The following is a 5,536-nucleotide window of genomic DNA, read 5'->3' on the forward strand; positions in this document are numbered from 1 at the left end:
CCTGTCCGCGCTGCTCGGACCGCCGAGGCCGCGCGGGCGCCGCTCCCGCCCGACCACCATGATGCCGATCGACGCGCTGTGGTCGCGCCGCGAGCGGGTCGCGAACCTGCTCAGCAAGGTCGACACCAGCTCCGACGTGAAGCTGGGCCGGATCAGCCAGCACGACCGCGTGGAGATCGCCGCCGACGGCGGGCAGCGGTCCGTGTGGGTGCGGCAGATCCTGCGCGCCGAGCAGGACGGCCCCGACCGCTGGGCGCTGGTGTTCGAGACCGAGGAGTCCAACGTGCTGCCGCAGGTCGTGAACCTGCGCAACTGCCACCTCGGCCGCGTCGTGCAGGACCCCGAGGTCAACATCATGGCCGCCGAGATGATGTTCGAGCGCCCGCTGGCCAGGGGCGAGACGCTCATCATGGAGTACGAGCTGCTGTTCGCCGAGGGCCACTACCCGCCCGGCAACAACACGTTCGCCCGCAAGTTCCGGCTGCCGGTGCGCGAGTACGTGATCGAGGTGCGGTTCGACCCCGGCTACCTCCCGTCGCGCTGCCAGCAGTTCAGCGTGCCCGCGGGCGACGACAGCCCGTCGCGCCGCCGCAACCTCGCGCTGGACAACGCGGGCGGTGTGCACGCGGTCGCGCTCGGCTTCGGCCCCGGCGTGTTCGGCATCCGCTGGGAGTGGCCCCAGTAGTCCCACCCGTTGGGAAGGCCCCCGTGGGATATCCCACGGGGGCCTTCTTCGTCACAGCAAGGCTTCCAGGCGGGCGAAACCGCCCGGAACGGACACCGGAATCCCGCTCAGCGGACGCCGGGGCCCCGAGCGACCGCGGTCCCGGAACCCACCTCCGGGACCGCGGCGCCCAGGGTCACCCGCGCCCGATCACACGTACCCGGTCACCTTCAGCGCCACGTCGCGCACCGAGCCGGTGTCCGACGCCGCCGAGTCGACGACCTTGAACGTCCACGTGCCGTCCGCCGAGCCGTTCAGCAGCGGAGCCAGCGGCGTCACCGGCCGCCACGACCCGGTGAACGGCGCCTGCGCGCTCGTCACCGAGGAGAACGCCGCCGCCGCCGAGTCGTCGAACACGACCTGGCACAGGTTGTTGCCCGAGCTGCCGTGGCGCTGGAACAGCGTCGCGCTCGCACCGGACGGCGAGGTCAGCGTGCCGACCAGGTCGCCGACGTAGCTGTGGTCGATGCCGACGGTCGTGGCCTTCTCCGCCGTCGTGCAGGTCTCGCCGCCGATCACGAACTTCAACGACGACAGCACGCCCACGCCCGTCACCGGGATCTGCACCGAGACGCCCGCGGTGCTGCTGTCCGGGATGGCCGTGACGCCGGTGAACCCGAACGTCTTGACCTCGCTGGACGGCTCGCCCACCGGCAGCTGGAACACCGAGGCCGTCGGCGAGGTGGCGCCCGCGTAGGTCACGCGCGCCTCCAGCCTCACCACGGACCCGATGGTCTGCGAGGCGGGGACGGTCACCTTGAACGTGCCGGTGAGCGTCTGGCCGGGGTCGACGTTGCCGTAGTACTTGGACCGGGGCGCGATGCTCACGCCCGGCGTCGGCGAGGTCAGCACCACGCTGGTCGACGCGGCCGTGCCGTCACCGGTGTTGGCCACCGGCAGCGTCACCGTCGCGGTCGTGCCCGGCTTGAGGTACCGGCTGCCGTCGCCGTCGTTGGTGATGGCGGGCGTGGCCGCCTTCGCCAGCGGCTGCGGGCTCGCGCCCGTGTAGTCGAGCGCCAGGTCGCCGCGCACGATGCCCGCGCCGGTCTGGTTGGCCGCGCCGGGCGCCGCGATGTCGATCGCGGTGCCGACCAGCGCGGCCCGCACCTCGGCGGGCGACATCGTCGGGTTGCCCGACAGCACCAGGCCCGCGATGCCCGCCGCGTTCGGCGCCGCCGCCGACGTGCCGAAGAACGGCTTGAACCCGGCCACCGACGTGTTCACGCCGTCCGCCGCCGTGATGTCCGGCTTCTGCCGCACCTCGGGCGCGGGCGAGCCGTCCGCCGCGAAGAACACCCGGCGCGGGCCGTCGGAGGTGAAGCGCTCCGGCTGCTGCGCCGAGGTGAACGAGCCGGGGAACGGGCCGGTCGGGTTCGCCGGGTCGCCCGGCTCCAGGTCGAACGACAGCGCGGACGCCGCCGGGGCCGCCGCGACGCTGATCGCGCCCCTGGCCGCCGAGTGGCCGCGCGAGACGCCCGGCGTGGCGAAGCCCTTGAGGCCGTCGGCCGAGTCCTTGAACCGGCCGCCGAGCGCGCTCAGCGCCAGGTACTTGTCATCGCCCCGGAACTTCACGACCGCCAGGCGCAGCCCCGAACCCGAGGCGGGCGTGTCGATCCGCTCGTACGGGCTCTGCGTGCCGTCCTGGATGTTCTGGCTGAACGAGACGACCGCGCCCGCCGAGTTCACCAGGTACAGGTCGTAGTCGTTGAACGACCGGTTCAGCGGGTCCGCCCAGAACAGCGTCACCGGCACGCCGGTCGAGTAGGCCGACAGCGGGTTGAGGACCTGCTTGGCGTTCGGGGCCGGGTCGAAGTCGTGCGCGGTGCCCGCGAACTTCCCGATGCCCACGCCCGAGTCGACGAACTGGCCCTCCCAGTGGCCGGAGGTGCCCGCCGCGACGCTGCCCTCGTTGCCCGCCGAGGAGAAGTACACCGCGCCGTCGGCGGCGACCGCGTCCACCGCCTGCGCGATGATCCCGTCCTGGAACGGCGACTCGTTGAAGTACAGGACGTCGTCGACGATCACGTCGCAGCCCGCCTGGAAGCGCAGGGCCCTGATGTTGTCGGCGAAGCTCGCGTCGCCGTTGAACGCCGTGGCGAAGCCGAGCTCCGCGTTGGGCGCCACGTCGTGCAGGATCTCCAGCATCGCCGTGCCCTCGTCGCCGGAGCCCTCCTGGCCCGGCAGCACGTCCACGGCGGGCAGCTCACCGGCCGCCTGCGACACCGCGAGCGAGCGCACGCCGTCCGACAGCGCGCACAGCTTCACGGCGGTGCCGGTGACCCGGTGCTCCTGGCGCGCGGTGTCGGTGGCCTGCGCCCGGTCGCCCTCGGAGGTGACGACCGCGTCCGCGCCGACCCGCTCCAGCGCCTCGCGGGTGCGCCGCTCGACCTCGGCGCCCCGCTCCTCCTTCGACTGCTTCGACTCCTCGGAAGCCTTGTCCCGCTTGGACTTCGCGTCCTGCTGGTGGAAGGTCTTCGCGTCCGCCGCGGTCTCCACGCGCCGCACGTCGGAGCGGCCCGCGATCGTGGTGAGCGACGCCAGCGGCAGCTGCGCGCGGATCGTGGCGCCCTCGGTCGAGACCGACCGGACCGCCCCGCCGGCGGACTTCACGGCGTTGACGAGGTCGTCGCTGACCTTGTGGGCGCGGATGTCCACCAGCACGGCGGACCCGTTCTGAACCTCTACCCCCGTCTGCACCGAGGGGAGCTTGGCCCGCGTCCCCGCGTCGGCGCGTCGTCGCTGCTCGACCACCAGGGAGCTGTCCACTTTGGACTCCGCCGGGGAGGCGGACTTCTTGATCTCCTGCAGGGCCGCGATCTGCGCGGCCGTCGTGTCCTCGACACCCCTGCTCGCCTTGGGCGGGTCCGCCGCTGCCGGAGCCGTCGAACCCAGCAGCAGCTCTAACGCCGCGGAGCCCGCGATGACCAGGGTGTCGCTTCTTCGGGACCGGCGTTTCGGTGAGCGCACAGGCGTCTCCCCCACGTTGATGCGTGCCCCGACGCACGCGGCCGACGATCGGATGTCACCGATCGAGGGGTCAACGTATTGGCCAGCCCCGATTACCGTCTGCGGCCGTTCAGGCTACTTGCCGCAGTTACCCCGTACATCACAGTTCACAGAACGAAGGCGTCTGTCCAGAGTTGCCCGGTTCGTCCGGACAGGGCCTCCAGCAGCGCGGACGCCTGGTTGTCGGTGAGCGAGGCGGTGAAATCCACGACCGCCCGACCGCGCGCGAGCGAGCGCACCGCGTCCGGCCCCGACGGTTTTTCACCGGTAGCCCCAACGAGGGCCGCCGGATCGTCCGCGGCCAACCGGGCGTACTCCTGCTCGGCCAGCTCGACCAGGTCGTGCAACCGGCGCGGCAGCCTGCCGACCTCGTGCCGGTCGGTCACCCACTGCTCCAGCGCCTCCACGAGCGCGGTGAGCAACCGGGCCTGCCCGCGCTGGTGCAGCGCGAGGTCCGGCCGCAGCAGGACGAACCGCCGGTGCACGAACTTGAGCACCTGCACCTCGTGCCACTGCGCCTGCGCGAGCACCACGTGCCCGGACCGCGTCGTGGGCTCCTCCAGCACGCCCACCGCGTCCACGAGCCTGCGCGTCCACCGCGCGGAGAAACCGGCCACCGCCTGCTCGGCCTCGGTGGACCCGTCGAACGGCACCGCGAGCAGCCCGTCGACCAGCTCGGCGCGCACCTTGGCCACGGCGGCGGCGAACACCTCGTCGTCCACCGCCCACGAGTCCTTCAGGTGCAGCCGACGCCGCAGCGCCTCCAGCGACCGCCCCGGCCGCCGCTCCTGGGCCTCCAGCTCGGCCGCGCTCAGCGAGGCCAGCTCAAGCCCCTGCTTGAGCCAGGTGCCCAGCTCGGCCGCGACGGTGGCGTGCTGGAGCACCCCGACCCGGTAGAAGTCCTCCAGGTCGTGGATCGCGTAGGCGATGTCGTCGGCGGTGTCCATGATCGAGGCCTCGACGGTCTGCTGCCACGACTCGACCTTCCCGTCGAACGGCAGCCGCGCCCCGAGCACGTCGTCCATCTCGGTCACGTAGGCGGAGAACTTCCCCGACCCGGTCCCCGGCGCCTCGGACGGCTCGGCCGCGCCGCGCGGCGGCGAGGCCATGTCGCGCGGGTGCGGGTCCGGGTAGGACAGCCGCGTCCACGGGTACTTGAGCATCGCGGCGCGCACCGCCACCGTGAGGTCCAACCCCACCGCCTCGGGCCCGCGCACGTCCGTGGTGGTCACGATGCGGAACGACTGCGCGTTCCCCTCGAACCCGTCCGACAGCCCGAACCGGTGCCGCGCGATCCGGTCGAGCACCTGCTCCCCGAGGTGCCCGAACGGCGGGTGCCCGAGGTCGTGCGCCAGGGAGGCGGCCTCCACGACATCCGGGTCGCACCCCCCGAGCTTCTCCAGCACCCCACCCAGCTCGGCCCGCGAGCAGAGCCGCTCCGCGATGGCGCGGGCGGCCTGCGCGACCTTGAGGCTGTGCGTGAGCCGGTTGTGCACCAACAACCCCGACCCGGTCGAGCTGACCACCTGCGTGACCCCGCCGAGCCGCGAGAAGAACGGCGACGAGGCCACCCGGTCCCGGTCGACCCGGAAGGGACTGGAGGCGAGATCGGCGGCCGTGGTCCCCTCACCGCCGGAACGGCGACTGGCCCGCGGATCGGTCTGGTCCTGGTGCATACGGGGCAACCTAGTTCACCGGGGTTGCGGGGAGCTCGCGGGGAGCGGGGACGGGGGCGACACCCGTGCGGCGCGTTCGCGGAGGCCCGCCCCGCGGGCGGGGCGATGCCCCTAACGTGTGACGGACCAC

Annotated in this window: 3 protein-coding genes; 1 reads left to right on the forward strand and 2 read right to left on the reverse strand. The window is 72.8% G+C overall.

From position 1 onward, the window contains the following. The coding region (locus ACTUAL_RS15400; RefSeq protein ID WP_440900742.1) for a hypothetical protein at positions 1-685 on the forward strand (685 nt) is incomplete at its 5' end. Positions 686-874: 189 nt separating this feature from the next. Here the strand turns inward: ACTUAL_RS15400 and ACTUAL_RS15405 are convergent. Next, positions 875-3,691, reverse strand: a complete 2,817-nt coding sequence (locus tag ACTUAL_RS15405; RefSeq protein WP_440900743.1) for a S8 family serine peptidase — start codon at positions 3,689-3,691, stop codon at positions 875-877. 146 nt (positions 3,692-3,837) lie between these two features. Further along, positions 3,838-5,406: a deoxyguanosinetriphosphate triphosphohydrolase family protein gene (locus ACTUAL_RS15410; RefSeq protein ID WP_096496040.1), complete on the reverse strand. Its 1,569-nt coding sequence runs from the start codon at positions 5,404-5,406 to the stop codon at positions 3,838-3,840. Between the last annotated feature and the right edge of the window lie 130 nt (positions 5,407-5,536).

This window comes from Actinosynnema sp. (assembly GCF_052038725.1).

What these genes read in the sequence shown, in the direction of transcription:
- ACTUAL_RS15410 (WP_096496040.1), bottom strand. Translation starts at nt 5,406, where the DNA reads ATGCACCAGGACCAGACCGATCCGCGGGCCAGTCGCCGTTCCGGCGGT.